This window comes from Vagococcus humatus, assembly GCF_003950325.1.
GTDB classification, from domain to species: Bacteria; Bacillota; Bacilli; order Lactobacillales; family Vagococcaceae; genus Vagococcus_C; species Vagococcus_C humatus.
The window spans coordinates 109,082-126,204 of sequence record NZ_PXZH01000003.1 but is presented as its reverse complement, the minus strand read 5'-3'; the positions used below and the strand labels follow the sequence as shown (position 1 = coordinate 126,204).

Genomic DNA, 17,123 nt, shown 5'->3' with positions numbered 1-17,123 from the left:
GAGGGCAAAATTGTTGTGTCAGAACCAGACCGATTTGATGCTTCTATGACAACTTTAAAAGCTATGGTTGATGAAGACAGTGAAATTGTCACATTAATTGTAGGAGAAGAAGGTCAACTAGAAGAAGCTCAGCGTATTGAGGAAGCTCTTTTAGAATTAGATGATGAGTTAGAGATTGAAATTCATGAAGGAAATCAACCTGTTTATCCGTATATATTCTCAGTTGAATAGATATGACTGAGATTAAAAGATGCCAAACCTAGTTTGGCATCTTTTGCTATTTGTAAGAAAATTTTTAAAAGAAAGGAATGAAAAAAGTGACGTCATTAAAAGATTCTGTTCGCTTCTTGCCAGGTGTTGGAGAAAAAAGGGCGGAGACTTTAAAAACATTAGGCATTGAAACAATTGAAGATTTATTAACTTACTACCCATTTCGTTACGAGGATATTCAGGAAAAACAATTGGCAGAGCTTAGCGACCAAGAAAAAGTTGTCCTAAAAGGAGTGGTGTTATCCGACCCTGCAGTGAGTCATTTCGGTTACCGAAAAAGTCGTCTAACCTTTAGAATGATGCAGGAGCAAGCAGTGATTTTAGTCACCTTTTTTAACCAACCCTATTTAAAAGAACAAATAAGAGAAACAGCAGAAATTGCAGTTTATGGTAAATGGGATGCTAAAAGGCAGGCTTTAACAGGGATAAAAATCTTATCTGCAGCTTCTGACGAGGATTTTTCTCCAATTTATCATGTGAATAAACAAATCCGACAAGGTACTTTAGTCAAATTAATTCGCGTAGCATTTGATACTTACGGTGACGCCATTACGGAAATATTACCGCAACCTTTATTAGAGCAATATCATTTGATTGACCGTAAGCAGGCTATGTGGCAAATGCATTTTCCAGAAACTAAAGAAGATAATCAAAAAAGTAGAGAACGGTTAATTTTTGAAGAGTTCTTTTTATTTCAAATGAGCATGCAACAGTTACGCTACAGAGATAAAAAAGAACAACCAGGACTTAAAATAGCCTATGATTTAAACCGGCTCAAAACTTTTATTCAACAGCTACCTTTTGAGTTAACTGATGCGCAAAAACGAGTGACTAATGAAATCTGCCGAGACTTACTTTCTCCTTTTCACATGCAGCGACTACTTCAAGGAGATGTTGGAAGTGGAAAAACAATTGTGGCAGCTATCGTTCTTTACGCAACTAAAACAGCGGGCTTTCAAGGGGCTTTAATGGTTCCAACTGAAATATTAGCAGAACAGCATATGGCAAGCTTAACGGAGCTGTTTGACCCCTTAGAAGTTAAGATAGCTTTATTAACTGGTTCAACTAAAGCAAAAGAAAGACGATTAATTTTAGAAGAATTAGAAACAGGAGAATTAGATATTGTAGTAGGGACTCACGCTCTCATTCAAGAGCAGGTGACATTTCAAAATTTAGGCTTAGTTATTACAGATGAACAACACCGGTTTGGAGTTAATCAAAGACAACAATTGCGACAAAAAGGTCAAAATCCTGATGTATTATTTATGACGGCAACTCCAATCCCTAGAACCTTAGCGATTACTGCCTTTGGAGAAATGGATGTTTCTATTATTGATGAGTTACCAGCTGGCAGAATTCCGATTGAAACTCGCTGGATTCGGAAAAAACAATTACCCCAAGTTTTAACTTGGATGGAAAAAGAGTTATCTCAAAACAGACAGGCCTATGTGATCTGCCCGTTGATTGAGGAGTCAGAAACCTTAGACTTACAAAACTCTTTAGCAGTTTATCAGGATTTCAAGCAGCATTTTGAACCAGCTTACCAAGTCGGTCTGTTACACGGGAAAATGAAACCTCAAGAAAAAGAAGACATTATGGAAGCTTATAAAAAACAAGAGATTCAAATTTTAGTGTCTACTACGGTTATTGAGGTAGGAGTAAATGTGCCTAACGCTACGATGATGCTAATTATTGATGCACACCGCTTTGGACTAGCTCAGTTGCATCAGTTACGAGGACGGGTAGGGCGAGGGAGTCACGCCTCTTATTGTTTGTTAGTAGCAGATCCTAAAAATGATACTGGAAAAGAACGAATGAAAATTATGACTGAGACTACAGACGGTTTTGTTTTAAGTCAAAAAGATTTAGAAATGCGTGGACCTGGTGAGTTTTTTGGGGCAAAACAATCAGGCTTACCAGAATTTAAAGTAGGAGATATTTTAGCTAATCAAGACATATTAGAGCAAGCCAGAAAAGAAGCAATATTGCTTTGGTCGATCCCTCATTGGTGGCAAGATTCTCTTTATTTACCATTAGCGACTCAGTTAAAAGATAGGCAAGAAGCCTTTCAAAATCTTGATTAAGAAACCTGCACGATAATACTTAGATTATGTTATACTGAAAAATGATTAGATTCAGTAAAGGGAGGGAATAGGTTATGAAAATTGCTGTAGATGCAATGGGCGGTGACTTCGCACCTAAGGCGATTATAGAAGGGGTCATGCTTGCTAAACAAGAATTTCCAACAATTGAATTTCAATTATATGGAAATGAAGAAGCTATTAAACCTTATCTAACAGATGACACCCATATTAAATTAATTCATACAGATGAAAAAATTGAAAGTGACGATGAGCCTGTTAAAGCAATTAGACGTAAAAAACAAGCATCCATGGTGTTAGCAGCAAAAGCAGTTAAAAATGGAGAAGCAGATGCGATGTTTTCTGCAGGAAATACAGGAGCTTTGTTAGCTGCAGGATTATTTATTGTGGGAAGAATACCACAAATTGAAAGACCAGGTCTTATGACAACTATGCCAGTTTTCGGAAATAAATCTGCTGGGTTTGATTTTATTGACATGGGAGCTAATGCTGATAATAAGCCAGAACATTTGCTTGATTTTGCTATTTTAGCTAGTTATTATGCCGAACATGTTAGAGGGGTTAAAAAACCGAGAGTAGCGTTATTAAATAATGGTTCAGAAGCGTCTAAAGGCAGTGATTTAACGAAAAAAACCTATGCACTTTTAGAGCAAGAACCTGGGTTGAATTTTATTGGCAACCTTGAAGCTAGAGACTTGTTAACCGGTGCTGCAGATGTAGTGGTCACAGACGGATTTACTGGTAATGCTGTTTTAAAAGCAACAGAAGGAACAGCTTTAGCGATTACTTCGTTGTTAAAAGAATCAATTTTAAATTCAGGTTTAAAAGGAAAATTGGGAGCAGTTTTATTAAAAGATTCCTTGAAATCCATGAAAAATGAATTAGACTATTCCAGTCATGGTGGGGCAGTTTTGTTTGGTTTAAAAGCGCCAGTAGTTAAAACTCATGGATCAACTGGTCCAGAGGCAGTCCAAGCAACTATCCGTCAAATTCACAAAATGTTAGAACAACATGTAGTGAGTGATCTTGTTGCTTATTATCATGAAAAAAGTCAATTAGAATCAATTGATTAACCTAGGTTCTTTGCGATATTTTTCAAAGGATAGACAAATAGAAAAAATATCAGTAAAATAGAAACATAATTGGATATATTCAAAGGGGGTCTAGATGTTGACAAGAGAAGAGATACTCGGAAAGGTTCGCAATATTATCGTGAATCATTTTGATATTGAAGCAGAAAAAGTAACAGAAAACTTGAATATTAAAGCCGATTTAGACGCAGATTCAATTAGTATTATGGAATTTGTTTTAGAACTTGAAGACGAGTTTGGAACAGAAATTTCTGACGAAGATGCTGAAAAGATAGAAACAGTTGGAGCAGCTGTGGATTATATTACGAATAATTTATAAGAAATAAGAAGAAAAGTTTCTGCCATTATTAGGGAAATCTAATAATAGTAGGAGCTTTTTTTAGAGTATTCTAAAAATAAATGAACTTATTACCTATTTCTGATTGATAATTGTAGATTTTTTAAGTATAATTATTAAATATCAAAGAGATTATGAGAATAAAAAAAGAAAATACCACTTGCGAAGATTCTATTTTTTTTGTAAGTTTTCATTAAGAAAGGGGTATCCTATTTGAGTACCGATGAACAACTGTTGGACGTCAGAAATCTTCATACTGGTTTTAGAATTAAAGATAACTTTTATGACGCAGTAGATGACGTATCCATTACATTAAATCGCAATGAAATTTTAGCTATCGTAGGGGAGTCTGGTTGTGGTAAAAGTACATTAGCTACAACGATTATGGGACTTCACAACCCAATTAATACCAAAATAACTGGGGAAATTATTTACAAAGACATGAATTTGTTAGATTTTAATGAAACGCTTTACAATCAAATTCGTGGGAATGACATTGGCATGATCTTCCAAGATCCATTATCAGCACTAAATCCGCTGATGCGTATTGGAGATCAAATTGCTGAAGGTCTGTCTTATCACACAGACTACAACAAAGAACAACGAGAAAAACGAGTTTTAGAATTATTGGAGCAAGTAGGTATTAAAAATCCGCCTCGGATTGCAAAACAATATCCTCATGAACTATCTGGTGGGATGAGACAACGGGTAATTATTGCTATTGCTATTGCATGTAAACCGCCTATTATTATTGCAGATGAGCCAACTACTGCCTTAGACGTAACCATTCAAGCCCAAATTTTGGACTTATTGGCCAATCTACAACAAGAAACCAATGCTGGGATTATTATGATTACCCATGACTTAGCTGTAGTGGCAGAGATGGCTGACCGAGTGGCAGTAATGTATGCTGGTCAAATTGTGGAACAAGCAACAGTTCAAGAATTGTTTGAAAATCCACTTCATCCTTATACTCGTTCCTTACTAAATTCAATTCCTCAAGAAGATGCACCAGATGAAGAATTACACGTTATTGAAGGAATTGTACCATCATTAAAAAACTTACCACGTGAGGGCTGTCGTTTTGCTCCGCGTATTCCATGGATTTCTGAGGAAGCCCATGAGCAAAATCCAACCTTACATGAAGTGACGCCAGGACATTCAGTTCGGTGTACTTGTTATAAACACTTCCACTTTAGGGATGAGGGAGGAAAAGCCTAATGAGTGAATTAATTAAGATTTCAGATTTAAAAATCCATTATCCAATTCGTAGCGGTTTTTTTAACCGAGTAACAGACTATGTTTATGCAGTAGACGGTGTGGATTTTGTTATTGAAAAAGGAAAAACTTACGGGTTAATCGGAGAATCTGGTTCGGGAAAGTCTACAACGGGGAAAGCAATCGTTGGTCTTGAGAAAGTTACTAGCGGTAGTATCGTTTATGAAGGCAATGAAGTGACGAAAAAAAGTGTCCGAAAAGCAACAGGATACAACAAAGATGTTCAAATGATTTTCCAAGATTCTATGTCTAGTTTGAATCCTAAAAAACGTGTCATTGATATTATTGCTGAACCTATTCGAAACTTTGAACGTCTATCTGACCAAGAAGAAAAGAAAAAAGTTCAAGCCATGCTTGATATTGTTGGGATGCCAACAGATGCGTTATACAAATATCCTCATGAGTTTTCAGGAGGACAACGGCAACGGATTGGAGTGGCTAGAGCAGTAGCTACCAGTCCTAAATTAATTGTTGCCGATGAACCAGTGTCTGCACTAGATTTATCTGTACAAGCACAGGTTTTAAACTTTATGAAAAATATTCAAGAAGAGTTTGGGTTAAGTTACTTATTTATTTCTCACGATTTAGGTGTGGTGAAATACATGTGTGATAACTTGGCGATTATGCACAAAGGACGCTTTGTTGAAATCGGCACACGAGAAGACATTTACAATAATCCAAAACATATTTATACTAAACGCTTACTTTCAGCTATTCCTAAAATCGATGTGAGTCATCGTGAGGAACATAAAGTTCGTCGTCGTGAAGTGGAACAAGAATTCCAAAACTTACAAAAAGAGTATTACGATGACAATGGACGAGTGTATGATTTGAAGCCAATCAATAAAACACATCAGGTGGCTTTGGAACATGTAGAAAGTGAGGGAAAATAATATGTGGAAGACGATTTTAAGACGGATTATTTTGATGATTCCCCAAGTTATTATCTTAAGTATTTTCATTTTCTTACTAGCTCAAGCGATGCCTGGGGATCCGTTTACTGGGTTAATCAACCCTAACATGGACCCAGCAGTTATTGAAAAAATGAGAGAGGCTGCAGGATTAAATGACCCTTGGCACATTCAATATATTCGTTGGATTGGCAATGCCATTCATGGGGATTTTGGTACTAGTTTCTTGTACAAGTTACCAGTAGCAGAGATTATTGGTGAACGAGCTTTAAATACTATTTGGTTATCTTTATTAACTGTTATTTTAACTTATTTGATTGCTTTACCACTAGGTTTATTCGCAGGACGTTACCAAAATTCTTGGTTTGATAAAGTAGTAGTTGTTTACAACTTTTTCAGTTTTGCAGTTCCTATCTTTATCTTTGCTTTATTAACGTTATTTATTTTTGGTTATCGTTTAGATTGGTTCCCAACAACAGGTTCTGTGTCAAGCGATGTCGTTAAAGGAACAACAGCTTATTTCTTTGATAAGCTTCACCACATTACTTTGCCGGCTATATCGCAAGCCTTTTTAGCTACAGCAGTAACTATTCAATATTTACGTAGTGAAGTAATTGATGCAAAAACACAAGACTTTGTTAGAACAGCTCGCTCTAAAGGGGTGCCGACTAATAAAGTATTTACCCGACATATTTTCCGTAATGCTTCATTGCCGATTGCTTCACAGCTAGGTTATGAAATTACTGGATTGATTAGTGGTTCAGTTGTTATTGAGAAGATTTTTGGTTATCCAGGGATTGGAAAATTATTTATTGACTCAATCGTTCAACGCGACTATACAGTTATTACCGCTTTGATTTTGATTTTAGGAATTGCGACCCTAATCGGCACGTTACTTTCTGATATTATTATGAGTATCGTTGACCCACGGATTCGTATTCAATAAACATCAAAAGAAAAGGAAGGGAATGTATAGACATGGCAAAAGAAAAAAAAGTCAATGAGAACGTGCAAGAAAGTGTCCCTCCTATGGGCATGACCATGATTGCACGAGAATTTAAAAAAGATAAACTAGCGATGTTTTCGCTTGCGGTTTTAGTGATTATTTTATTAGGTGTTTTTATAGGTTCTGTTATTATTAATCAGGATCAAATAATGCGAGTGAGCATTTTTGATAAGTATGCAGCACCTGGTACCTTTAGTACAACTAATAACACTACTTTTATTCTAGGAGCAGATGAAGGTGGACGGGATGTTTTCGGTCAGTTAATTATTGGAGCAAGAAATTCCATTTTGATTGGATTTACAATTACGATTGTGACATCTATTATTGGGGTAGGTTTAGGGATTGTTTCAGGTTATTATGGTGGAGCAATTGATAATATTTTAATGCGGATTGTGGATTTTATTATGATCTTACCAATCCAAATGATTATTATCGTATTTGTAACGATTGTCCCTAAATATAACGTTTGGTCATTTATTGGAATCATGAGTAGTTTTTATTGGGTTGGGAAGGCTCGGTTGTTTAGAAGTAAAGCCTTGTCAGAAAGCCGAAGAGATTACGTAAGTGCTTCTAAAACGTTAGGAACTAGTGATTTTAAAATTATGTTCCGAGAGTTGATGCCAAACTTAAGCTCACTAATAATTACGAATTTAACGATGAACTTTGCAGCAAATATTGGGATTGAAACAACCCTTACTTTCTTAGGGTTTGGGTTGCCAACTAACGTTCCAAGTTTAGGAACATTAATTGGTTATGCAAGTAATGGGGATGTTTTATCCAATAAAACGTGGATCTGGTTACCAGCTTCCGTATTAATTTTAGTAATGATGTTAAGTATTAACTATGTTGGTCAGGCATTGAAGCGTTCAGCAGATGCACGTCAACGTTTAGGTTAATTGAAAAATTGGGGGAAAGAAATTCATGAACAAAAAGTTTGTTGGTATGGCAACTGTTTTAGCACTTACTTCAGCAACATTAGTAGCATGTGGTGGAGATAAAAAAGCAAACACCACTAATAATGAGGTTGAAACGGCAGATGTAGCAAAATTTCCAGTCGAATCTAAAAATGAGAAAAAGGCAATTAAAGATGGAACTTTAGATGTGGCAGTTGTAGCAGATTCATCTTTTAGAGGACTGTTCTCAGCAGAACTTTATGAAGATAATGTAGACATGCAATTTATGCGTCCATCTCATGAATCTTTATTTACAACAGATGAAGATTTCGTTATCACAAATGATGGTCCTGCAAAATTGGATTTAGATGTGGAAAATAAAAAAGCAACCATTACAATTCAAAAAGATTTAACTTGGTCTGATGGTGAAAAAGTCACAGCAGATGATTTGATTTGGCCTTACGAAATCATTGGTCATAAGGACTATACAGGTGTTAGATATGATAATAACATGACTAACATTATTGGTATGGAAGACTATCATGATGGTAAAAGTGAGACTATTTCAGGGATTAAAAAAGTTGACGACAAAACCATTACAATTGAATATAAAGATGTAAACCCTGGTTTACTACAATCAGGTGGTGGTATTTGGGAAAATGCAGCACCTAAGCATGCTATGAAAGATATTCCAGTTAAGGATTTAGCATCTAGCGATATTGTTAGAAAACGTCCTATTACGTTTGGACCTTATGTAATGACCAATGTAGTGAACGGTGAAGCGGTAGAATACCAACCAAATAAGTATTACTATAAAGGTGCGCCTAAGTTAGCAAAAATCAACTTTACATCGGTTGCTTCTGCCTCTATTGTAGAAGCGTTAAAAGCTAAAAAATATGATATGGTTGTTTCAATGCCAACAGATATTTACTCAACGTATAAAGATTTAGAGAATTATTCTGTTTTAGGTAGACCAGAGTTATCTTATACCTACTTAGGTTTTAAACTAGGTAAATGGGATAAAGCTCAAGGACAAGTTATTCCAAATCCAGATGCTAAAATGGCAGATGAAAAATTACGTCAGGCAATGGGTTATGCAGTTAACAATGATGAAGTTGGGAAAAAATTCTATAATGGATTAAGAACTAATGCAACAACATTAATTCCACCAGTCTTTAAATCTTTACACGATAAAGACATTAAAGGGTATACCCAAAATAAAGAAAAAGCTAGAGACTTACTAAAAGAAGCGGGCTATAAAGATAAAGATGGCGACGGTTTTGTAGAAGATAAAAATGGTAAAAAACTAGTGATTAAATTCGCTTCTATGTCCGGTGGAGAAACAGCTCAACCATTAGCTGATTACTATATCCAAGAGTGGAAAGATATTGGTTTAAATGTTGAATTAGCAACAGGACGTTTGATTGATGTTCAGTCATTCTATGACAAGCTAAAAAATGATGATCCTGAAATTGATATTTATCAAGGAGCTTGGGGAACAGGAACAGATCCTAGTCCTACAGGTTTATACGGTAGACATTCATTCTTTAACCATGGCCGCTTTGCAGATGAAGAAAATGATAAATTATTAGAAGCGATTGATTCAAAAGAATCATTTGATCCTGAAAAACGTCAAGAAGCTTTTTATAATTGGCAAAAGTATGCATCTAAAAAGGCTTTTGTTATTCCAACACTTTACCGAACAGAAGTTATGCCTGTGCATGACCGAGTAACTGGTTTAGATTGGCATCAAAATAACTTCTATATGTGGAGTGAAATTGGTGTTAGTCAAGAAAAAAGATAGGTAGCTTAAAAAAACGAGAGGATATCCTCTCGTTTTTTTTATTTTGCTTGTTAAATCAATCAAATGATAAAGATATTCAGCTAAATGTATATTTATCGCTGAATAATTAATAATTTTTGTTGCAATATTATGAGAAATAGTTTAATATAATATATAAATTATGAGATTATTTTTAATATTATAATAGTTATTTAATGTTAAGAGAGGGGAAAGTATACATGAAAAAGAAACAAGTATTAGGAATGATTACTGTCGCAACTATGGCAACTTTGATGTTGACAGCTTGTGGAGGGAATCAGAAAGCTGATGATAAGGGGAAAGGAAATAAAGAAACCCAAACTGAAGATGTTTCTAAGATGCCAATCAAAGTTTCCAACACCAAAAAGGCTATTAAAGATGGAACACTTGATGTTGCTATTGTGACAGATAGTTCTTTCCAAGGGTTATTAATGCCAGAGTTATCTCAAGATGCGATTGATTCGTCTATTGCAGGACCAATGCAACAAACGCTTTTTGCAACAGATAAAGACTTTAAAATGGTAGACGGTGGAGCAGCCGACTTCAAATTAGATGAAGATAAAAAAATTGCAACAGTTACTTTACGTGAAAATTTAAAATGGTCAGACGGTGAACCTGTTACTTCTGATGATTTAGTTTTCCCTTATGAAATTATTGGAGATAAAGACTATACAGGGGTTCGTTATGATGAACGTTTTAGAAATATTGTAGGGATGGAAGAATACCATGAAGGAAAAGCTGATACTATTTCTGGTATTAAACAAGTAGACGACCGCACTATGACGATTGAATTTAAAGAAGTGAACCCTAGCTTGCTACAAGCTTCAGGTATCTGGGAAGCAGCTGCACCAAAACATGCATTGAAAGATGCTTCTATCAAAGATTTAGCTTCTCATGATTTAATGCGTAAAAGTCCATTAAGTTATGGTCCCTATGTGGTAAGTAAAGTGGTTAACGGAGAGTCTATTGAATATACACCGAATAAATATTATAAAGAAGCTTTCGGTGAAGATCCAAAATTATCTAAAATCACCATTACTGTAGTAAATCCTTCTTCCATTGTAGAAGCGTTAAAAGCTAAAAAATATGATATCGCTCTATCTATGCCAACAGACAACTTCCCAACGTATAAAGATACAGAAGGGTACGAAATGTTAGGCCGTGAAGAAATGTCTTATACTTATTTAGGTTTCAAAATGGGTAAATGGGATAAAGACAAGAAAGAAAACGTCTTAGATTCAAATGCTAAAATGTCAGATAAAAACTTACGTCAAGCAATGGGTTATGCTATCAATAATGATGAAGTTGGACAAAAATTCTATAATGGATTAAGAAGAAATGCGACCACATTGATTCCGACTGTGTTTAAGTCTTATCATGATAGTGACATTAAAGGATATACACAAGATAAAGAAAAAGCGAAAAAACTATTAAAAGATGCTGGCTATAAAGATAAAGATGGTGACGGATTTGTAGAAGATAAAGATGGTAAGAAATTAACAATTAAATTTGCTTCTATGTCCGGTGGAGAAACAGCTCAACCATTAGCCGATTACTATATCCAAGAGTGGAAAGACATTGGTTTAAATGTTGAATTAGCAACAGGACGTTTGATTGATTTCCAATCATTCTATGATAAATTACAAAATGATGATCCAGGTATCGATGTGTACCAAGGAGCTTGGTCTACAGGTATGGATCCAAGTCCAACAGGTTTATATGGTCGTCATGCCGCTTTCAATATGAGCCGATTTGTTAGTGAAGAAAATGATAAATTATTAGAAGCAATTGATTCTAAAGATTCTTTTGACTCTAAGAAACAGAAAAAAGCTTTCAGTGAATGGCAAGAATATGCTTACAAAGAAGCATTTGTTATTCCAACCTTATATCGTAGTGAAGTTTTACCAGTTAATAAACGGGTAACTGACTTTGACTGGAAGACAACTAGCTATGATGTTTGGGCAAAAGTTGGCGTTTCTGATAAAGAAAGACAATAATTAAGAGGCTGTAAACAGCCTTATAAAATGAGAGATAGATTAGATTATTCTAATCTATCTCTTTTATTTTATTCAGAAAGTTTTCAAAGATAACACAAATTATACTTGCAATCTTTGATTAAGTAGTATATCATCATTATTAAATCATTTTAATTTTTCTAATCAAAAGTTAATTGTTCGGGAGGAAATTATTTATGCAAAAGAAAAAGTTAGTCTATACAGGGATGGTAACATTGATGTCTCTGGCATTAGTAGGTTGTGGTGGTAATAAAGCAACTGACAAGGATGTTTCTAAAAACGACGATAAAAGTGATAAAAAAGAAGTATTAGCTAAAGATCAAGTGTTAAAAACGAACGTTACCCAAGAAATGCCAACAGCAGATATCTCTTTATCCACAGATGTCATTAGTGCGGTAGCCTTAAACAACTGTTATGAAGGAATTTATCGTTTGGGTAAAGATAGTCAACCAGAACTAGCAGGGGCTACAGAAAAAGCAGAAGTAAGTGAAGACGGCAAAATTTACAAAGTTAAATTAAAAGAAGATGCTAAATGGTCAGACGGAAAACCTGTTACAGCAGCTGATTATGTTTATAGCTGGCAACGAACAGTGGATCCTAAAACAGCTTCAGAATATGCTTACTTACACGGCTGTGTAAAAAATGCAGAAGATATTATTGCTGGTAAAAAGGATAAATCAGAATTAGGAATTAAAGCTGTCAGTGATTATGAGTTAGAAATTGAGCTAGACCGAGCAACTCCATATTTTGATTATTTACTAGCGTTCAGTACATTCATGCCTCAACGTCAAGATATTGTTGAAAAATGGGGCAAAGATTATGCGACAACTAGTGAAAAATCAGTTTACAATGGTCCTTTCGTTTTAGCAGAGTTTGACGGACCAGGAACTGATACAGAATGGTCTTACAAAAAGAATGATCAGTATTGGGATAAAAAAGTTGTAAAACTAGATGAAGTTAAAGTAAGTGTGGTAAAAGAAGCTTCTACTAGTCTTAACTTGTATCAAGATAATAAAGCAGAAGAAATTACCTTATCTGGTGAATTAGCTCAGCAAATGGCTAATGATCCAGAATATGTGATTGATAAAAAAGCAAGTGTTACTTGGTTAGAAATGAACATGCGAGATGAAAAATCGCCATTTAAAAATGAAAACTTACGAAAAGCTATTGCTTATTCAATTGACCGAAAAGCTTTAGTTAATCAAATTTTAGGTGATGGCTCAGTAGATGTTCAAGGAATTGTGCCAGCTGATATGGCTAAAAATCCTGAGTCAGGTCAAGATTTCGTAAAAGATTCTGGGAAGCATTTAAGTTACAACGAAGAAAAAGCCAAAGATTATTGGGAAAAAGCTAAAAAAGAATTAAAAGTAGATTCTCTTAAATTTGATATTTTAGCATCAGATACTGACTCTTCTAAAAAAGTGATTGAATACATCCAAGGTGCTATTCAAGACACATTAGAGGGAGTTAAGGTAACTGTTAGTCCAGTTCCTTTTGCAGTTCGTCTAGACCGTAGTAACTCTGGAGATTTTGATACAGTGTTAAGTGGTTGGAACGCTGACTATGCTGACCCAAGTAGTTTTACTGATTTGTTCGTGACAGGTAATTCTTACAACAGAGGACATTATACAAGTAAAGATTATGATGCTAAAGTGAAAGCTTCTGCAGTTGAACATGCCACTGAACCTGAAAAACGTTGGCAAGATATGGTAGATGCTGAGAAAATTATCATGGATGATATGGGTGTTGTTCCTGTCTATCAAAAAGCAGAAGCTCATTTAAGAACAGCTAAAGTAAAAGATTTAGTCGTTCATAGTACTGGAGCACCATTTACTTATAAATGGGCGTATAAAGTTGAATAAAAAAAGTAGTTAACACATGTGTTAACTACCTGATGTTACAAAAAGCAGCAGAACCGAAAGCAAAAGTAGGATGCCCCCTATACATAACCAGTAAACTGGTTGGGTTTGTACAATCTTTGATATCGGTATATAGTCTTTCGGTTCTTGCTTTTTTCTTAAATGAAGTAAATGTTTCATACTTCGTTGAAAATTATCAAAGAATCCAGAGGACATGATTAAAATCGTGAATCCGATGATTAAAAAAAATAAAGAAACCATAAACAAACTATTCGATAACTGAATAAAGGAAAAAGGTTGTTGTGTTAGTAAAAAATAACCTGTTAAACCAACAGCGATGATGAGAAATGTCCAAAATATTTTCTTACTATCCTTCATTTTCTTTTCTCTTTTCTTTGTATTTTTTAATATTAATGTAATGGATTTATAACAAAAAGTCAAAAATAGAGATAAGAGGTGTGATGATTTAATGAAAAATTTTCTTAAATATTTATTGAAACGAATCTTTTTTATGCTAATAACTTTATGGTTGATAGCGACAGTTACTTTTTTCTTGATGAAGTTTTTACCAGGTTCACCTTACGTCAATCAAGAGAAACTATCACCAGAGCAAATAGCTATTTTAAATAAACAAGCAGGATTAGATCGTCCAGTGATTGAGCAATATGGCATTTACCTAAAAAATATTGTCCAAGGTGACTTTGGGACATCTTTCCAATTTAAAAATCAACCAGTAGCTAAACTGTTAGTTGACCGTATTGGTCCATCGGTTCAGTTAGGAGTACAAGCCATTATTTTAGGTACGTTAATGGGGATTTTATTAGGGGTTATTGCGGCAATGAGACAAAACACCTGGGTGGATACAGTAGCTACCTTAGTGGCTATTCTTGGTCGTTCCATTCCTAACTTTGTGTTTGCTGTGTTACTTCAGTTACTGTTTGCAATCAAATGGCAAGTTTTACCAATAGCTAAATGGGACCAAGGGTTTATTTCAACTATTTTACCGACTGTTGCCTTAGCCATGTCTCCTTTAGCCGATTCGGCTAGATTTATTCGGACAGAAATGGTTGAAGTACTAGGAAGTGACTACATTGAGTTAGCAAGAGCTAAAGGATTAAGTTATTGGCAAGTAGCATTTAAACATGGCCTTAGAAATAGTTTAATTCCTCTGATTACTTTATTAGGACCTTTAGCTGTGAGTTTAATGACAGGTTCTCTAGTGGTTGAAAATATTTTTGCCATTCCAGGAATTGGTGAACAGTTTGTTAAATCCATTTTAACAAATGATTATCCAACTATTATGGCGGTGACGTTACTATTTTCAACTATGCTTGTAGTGGTTATTTTGATTGTAGATATTTTATATGGATTAGTGGATCCTCGTATTCGAGTGTCAGGAGGTAGTGAAACCTAATGGAACAAACACAACTTAATGTTAAACAGTTTTCAGCAGATAGTTTTGAACCATTGATTCACGCTGAAAGAGAAAGTAGAGAAAAAATAGTCGCTCCGTCTTTAACTTTTTTACAAGATTCTTGGCGGCGATTGAAAAAAAATAAAGGAGCAGTTATTTCTTTATTTATTTTAATTGCAGTAGCAGTAATAGCTTTTGGCTCAATTTGGGTATCTCCACACGATCCTACTAAACAAAATGTAAAGTACATTAATTTGCCACCTAAAATTCCAGGAGTTTCATTAGATGGTTTCAATGGAACTGCTTTAATTGGTGGACAACGTGTAGATAAATATGCTCAAGCAAATGTCCCAGAGCAAGTTCATTTTTATTTAGGAACAGATGGTTTAGGACGAGATTTGTTGTCTCGTTTATTAATGGGGACACGCGTTTCACTGATTATTGCTATTATAGCCGCCCTACTAGATTTATCAATTGGGGTAACTTACGGCATGATTTCAGGGATGAAAGGCGGCAAAGTAGATAATGTGATGCAGCGAGTTCTAGAAGTGTTATCAGGTATTCCTAACTTAGTAGTTATGATTTTAATGTTAACTATTTTTGAACCAGGTATGACTTCTATTATTTTAGCCATGATTGTGACTGGTTGGATTACGATGGCACGGATTGTTAGAGCTCAGGCTCTTAAAATAAAGGATCAGGAATATGTGATGGCAGCTCGCACATTAGGAGAGTCTTCAAGTAAAATTGCGTTAAAACATGTGTTGCCTAATATTTCAGGGGTCATTATTGTGCAAATGATGTTTAGTATTCCTTCAGCTATCTTTTTTGAAGCCTTTTTAGGATTTATTGGGTTAGGATTACGTCCACCTGCAGCTTCACTAGGAACATTGCTGAATGAAGGGTATAAAACTTTCCGATTTTTACCTCACTTAATGTGGGCACCAGCGATTACGTTATCCGTTATCATGGTTTGTTTTAACTTATTGGCAGATGGTTTAAGAGATGCATTTGATCCAAAAATGAAAGATTAGTGGTGAAAGTAATATGAAAAAAATATTAGAAGTAGATGACTTACATATTTCCTTTGATACATTTGCTGGAAAGGTTCAAGCAATTCGAGGAGTAAGTTTTGATTTATATAAAGGAGAAACTTTAGCGATTGTAGGAGAATCTGGTTCTGGTAAATCTGTTACGACTCGCACGATCATGCGGTTGTTAGCTAATAATGGGCATATTGATCAAGGGAAAATTTTGTTTAAAGGAGAAGATTTAGTCCATAAAACAGAACGAGAGATGCAAAAGATTCGCGGAAAAGAAATTGCCATGATTTTCCAAGATCCTATGACCTCATTAGATCCAACTATGAACATTGGAAATCAAGTCGCAGAATCTCTTAGAAAACATAAAAAAGTATCTAAAAAAGAAGCTTTAGCTAGTGCTTTAGAATTGTTGAAGCTAGTAGGTATTCCTAATGCAGAGCAGCGATTGAAAAATTATCCTCACCAATTTTCAGGAGGACAACGGCAACGGATTGTGATAGCTATCGCTTTAATCTGTTATCCAGAAATTCTGATTGCAGATGAACCTACAACAGCTCTCGATGTAACTATTCAAGCACAAATTATTGAATTAATGAAAGAAATCCAACAAAAGATTCAAACCTCTATTATTTTTATTACCCATGATTTAGGGGTAGTAGCTAATGTGGCAGACCGAGTAGCAGTGATGTACGGTGGTAGAATTATTGAAGTAGGTACCTCTGATGAGATTTTTTATCACCCACAACATCCTTATACTTGGGGACTATTAAGTTCAATGCCAACGTTAGAAATGGAAGAGAATGAGTTATATGCTATTCCTGGCTCTCCTCCTGATTTATTAGATCCACCTAAAGGAGATGCCTTTTATCCTAGAAATGAATATGCTTTAAAAATTGATACACTTGAAGCACCTCCTTTCTTTGAGGTTAGCCCAACCCATCAAGCGGCTACTTGGTTGTTAGCCCCTCATGCACCAAAAGTGACGCCACCAAAAGAAATAGTCAGACGTTGGCGTCTTTATGAACAAAAAACAGGGTTAAAGCAGACCGCTTTAAACTAGACTAGATAAGAAAGGAGAAAGC

Annotated in this window: 14 protein-coding genes and 1 pseudogene; 14 read left to right on the top strand and 1 reads right to left on the bottom strand. The window is 35.1% G+C overall.

Annotated features, from left to right (window positions below; translation table 11 throughout):
* The 11 genes and pseudogenes from C7P63_RS07595 to C7P63_RS07545 all read left to right on the top strand — a co-directional run.
* Window positions 1–231: pseudogene (locus C7P63_RS07595) on the top strand (hypothetical protein); the annotation flags it as partial.
* Between the two features lie 86 nt (window positions 232–317).
* A complete protein-coding gene (gene recG / locus C7P63_RS07590; protein WP_165863801.1) occupies window positions 318–2,354 on the top strand; it encodes an ATP-dependent DNA helicase RecG in 2,037 nt (678 codons plus the stop codon).
* 74 nt (window positions 2,355–2,428) lie between these two features.
* Window positions 2,429–3,445, top strand: a complete 1,017-nt coding sequence (plsX, locus tag C7P63_RS07585; protein ID WP_125943565.1) for a phosphate acyltransferase PlsX — start codon at window positions 2,429–2,431, stop codon at window positions 3,443–3,445.
* Window positions 3,446–3,542: 97 nt separating this feature from the next.
* A complete protein-coding gene (gene acpP / locus C7P63_RS07580; protein ID WP_125943575.1) occupies window positions 3,543–3,782 on the top strand; it encodes an acyl carrier protein in 240 nt (79 codons plus the stop codon).
* A 231-nt stretch (window positions 3,783–4,013) separates the two neighbouring features.
* On the top strand, window positions 4,014–5,021 hold the full coding sequence (locus C7P63_RS07575; RefSeq protein WP_125943564.1) for an ABC transporter ATP-binding protein: 1,008 nt from the start codon (window positions 4,014–4,016) through the stop codon (window positions 5,019–5,021).
* On the top strand, window positions 5,021–5,971 hold the full coding sequence (locus C7P63_RS07570) for an ATP-binding cassette domain-containing protein (RefSeq protein WP_125943563.1): 951 nt from the start codon (window positions 5,021–5,023) through the stop codon (window positions 5,969–5,971). Before C7P63_RS07575 ends, C7P63_RS07570 begins: the two co-directional genes overlap by 1 nt.
* Before the next feature lies 1 nt (window position 5,972).
* Window positions 5,973–6,935 carry an oligopeptide ABC transporter permease gene (gene opp4B / locus C7P63_RS07565; protein WP_125943562.1) on the top strand — a complete coding sequence of 321 codons (963 nt, stop codon included), beginning with the start codon at window positions 5,973–5,975 and terminating at the stop codon, window positions 6,933–6,935.
* A 32-nt stretch (window positions 6,936–6,967) separates the two neighbouring features.
* Window positions 6,968–7,891, top strand: coding sequence for an ABC transporter permease (locus tag C7P63_RS07560; protein ID WP_165863799.1), 924 nt, complete (start codon window positions 6,968–6,970; stop codon window positions 7,889–7,891).
* Window positions 7,892–7,916: 25 nt separating this feature from the next.
* The gene (locus tag C7P63_RS07555) at window positions 7,917–9,692 is read left to right on the top strand and encodes an oligopeptide ABC transporter substrate-binding protein (protein WP_125943560.1); all 1,776 of its coding nucleotides are present in this window, start codon (window positions 7,917–7,919) and stop codon (window positions 9,690–9,692) included.
* A 218-nt stretch (window positions 9,693–9,910) separates the two neighbouring features.
* Window positions 9,911–11,707, top strand: coding sequence for an oligopeptide ABC transporter substrate-binding protein (locus tag C7P63_RS07550; protein WP_125943559.1), 1,797 nt, complete (start codon window positions 9,911–9,913; stop codon window positions 11,705–11,707).
* A 194-nt stretch (window positions 11,708–11,901) separates the two neighbouring features.
* Entirely contained in the window at window positions 11,902–13,587 is a 1,686-nt protein-coding gene (locus C7P63_RS07545; RefSeq protein ID WP_125943558.1) for a peptide ABC transporter substrate-binding protein, read from the top strand.
* Window positions 13,588–13,608: 21 nt separating this feature from the next.
* Here the strand turns inward: C7P63_RS07545 and C7P63_RS07540 are convergent, their stop codons facing one another.
* On the bottom strand, window positions 13,609–13,962 hold the full coding sequence (locus C7P63_RS07540) for a DUF3899 domain-containing protein (RefSeq protein ID WP_125943557.1): 354 nt from the start codon (window positions 13,960–13,962) through the stop codon (window positions 13,609–13,611).
* Between the two features lie 91 nt (window positions 13,963–14,053).
* Here C7P63_RS07540 and opp3b point away from each other — a divergent pair, with 91 nt between their 5' ends.
* The 3 genes from opp3b to C7P63_RS07525 are packed head-to-tail and all read left to right on the top strand — an operon-like array spanning window position 14,054 to window position 17,101.
* Window positions 14,054–14,998, top strand: a complete 945-nt coding sequence (gene opp3b / locus C7P63_RS07535; RefSeq protein WP_125943556.1) for an oligopeptide ABC transporter permease — start codon at window positions 14,054–14,056, stop codon at window positions 14,996–14,998.
* Window positions 14,998–16,032, top strand: a complete 1,035-nt coding sequence (opp3C, locus tag C7P63_RS07530; protein WP_125943555.1) for an oligopeptide ABC transporter permease — start codon at window positions 14,998–15,000, stop codon at window positions 16,030–16,032. The genes opp3b and opp3C overlap by 1 nt, the downstream gene beginning before the upstream one ends.
* Window positions 16,033–16,045: 13 nt before the next feature.
* Complete coding sequence (locus C7P63_RS07525; protein WP_125943554.1) at window positions 16,046–17,101, top strand: ABC transporter ATP-binding protein; 1,056 nt, start codon at window positions 16,046–16,048, stop codon at window positions 17,099–17,101.
* Window positions 17,102–17,123 lie beyond the last annotated feature (22 nt).

Excerpts from the sequence above, each read along its gene's own strand:
- plsX (WP_125943565.1), top strand. The coding sequence starts at position 2,429 with ATGAAAATTGCTGTAGATGCAATGGGCGGTGACTTCGCACCTAAGGCG.
- C7P63_RS07570 (WP_125943563.1), top strand. The coding sequence starts at position 5,021 with ATGAGTGAATTAATTAAGATTTCAGATTTAAAAATCCATTATCCAATT.
- opp4B (WP_125943562.1), top strand. The coding sequence starts at position 5,973 with ATGTGGAAGACGATTTTAAGACGGATTATTTTGATGATTCCCCAAGTT.
- C7P63_RS07560 (WP_165863799.1), top strand. The coding sequence starts at position 6,968 with ATGGCAAAAGAAAAAAAAGTCAATGAGAACGTGCAAGAAAGTGTCCCT.
- C7P63_RS07555 (WP_125943560.1), top strand. The coding sequence starts at position 7,917 with ATGAACAAAAAGTTTGTTGGTATGGCAACTGTTTTAGCACTTACTTCA.
- C7P63_RS07550 (WP_125943559.1), top strand. The coding sequence starts at position 9,911 with ATGAAAAAGAAACAAGTATTAGGAATGATTACTGTCGCAACTATGGCA.
- C7P63_RS07545 (WP_125943558.1), top strand. The coding sequence starts at position 11,902 with ATGCAAAAGAAAAAGTTAGTCTATACAGGGATGGTAACATTGATGTCT.
- C7P63_RS07540 (WP_125943557.1), bottom strand. The coding sequence starts at position 13,962 with ATGAAGGATAGTAAGAAAATATTTTGGACATTTCTCATCATCGCTGTT.
- opp3b (WP_125943556.1), top strand. The coding sequence starts at position 14,054 with ATGAAAAATTTTCTTAAATATTTATTGAAACGAATCTTTTTTATGCTA.
- opp3C (WP_125943555.1), top strand. The coding sequence starts at position 14,998 with ATGGAACAAACACAACTTAATGTTAAACAGTTTTCAGCAGATAGTTTT.
- C7P63_RS07525 (WP_125943554.1), top strand. The coding sequence starts at position 16,046 with ATGAAAAAAATATTAGAAGTAGATGACTTACATATTTCCTTTGATACA.